The sequence below is a fragment of the Candidatus Poseidoniia archaeon genome (assembly GCA_030748895.1).
Lineage (GTDB): Archaea > Thermoplasmatota > Poseidoniia > MGIII > CG-Epi1 > UBA8886.
Map to the genome: position 1 here is coordinate 1 of JASMLC010000049.1, position 776 is coordinate 776.

Annotated in this window: 1 protein-coding gene and 1 rRNA gene; both read left to right on the forward strand. The window is 50.5% G+C overall.

Features of this window, described 5'->3' with window-relative positions:
* A 23S ribosomal RNA gene (locus QGG57_06990) occupies positions 1–185 on the forward strand; the annotation flags it as partial.
* A gap of 346 nt (positions 186–531) precedes the next feature.
* Positions 532–776, forward strand: a 245-nt coding sequence (locus tag QGG57_06995) for a hypothetical protein (protein MDP7007903.1), incomplete at its 3' end; no start/stop codon positions are given.

Consider the following 776-nt stretch of genomic DNA (forward strand, 5'->3'; position numbering starts at 1 on the left):
TGAAAGCATCTAAGCTCGAAACCCGCCTCGAGACGAGGCACTTTGACGCCCGTAGAAGACGGGATGATAGGACCGGGGTGTACGCACCGAGAATTATAGTGGCGCCAGAAACCGCTTCGGCGGCGGAAGGTACCACTTCGAGGTGTTCAGCCCGCCGGTTACTAAGAGTCATTACTGCTATCAGGCCGTCGGTCCGACCGCAAATAGGTCTGCGTCTGTTCTGGCAAGGACGGAAACTATCTGACTAGCGTAAGCTCTGGTTCTTTCGTATTCGTCCGTGGAAAGCAGTCTGGCCCCAACATCCACTATATGGCCTACGCGCAAAACTGGCAAGCAGCAGCAGGAACGGCCGTGGGCGCATCGGTGATGGAACGGCGGTGCGCTATAGGACTTGCGCAGCCCCCCCGTCGCACGTGGAAGGGGGGGTGCCTCCCTGCAGAGAGAGGCCGTCTACAAATTGTCGGAATTTGGCTTACGAGATGCCTGCAACAACCCCCACAGCATTAAAAACGAAGAAGGCGTCAGGGGGTTATGAAATATCTTGTTTGGAATATGGACTATTGGAAAAGTTCAAAAAGAGAAGAAGGTTGGGAATATATACAATCAGTAGAACCCGATGTATGTTTGCTTAATGAATGTTCTAACCATTCCAGTCAAAAATATTCTGTTCATCATATTGCAACAAGGGAGTGGGGATGTGGTGTCTTCTCTAAACACGAACTCAAAGAAATAGAGTTGGTTAAATGCCATCCTGATGCGATTGCTTCTGCTGAATT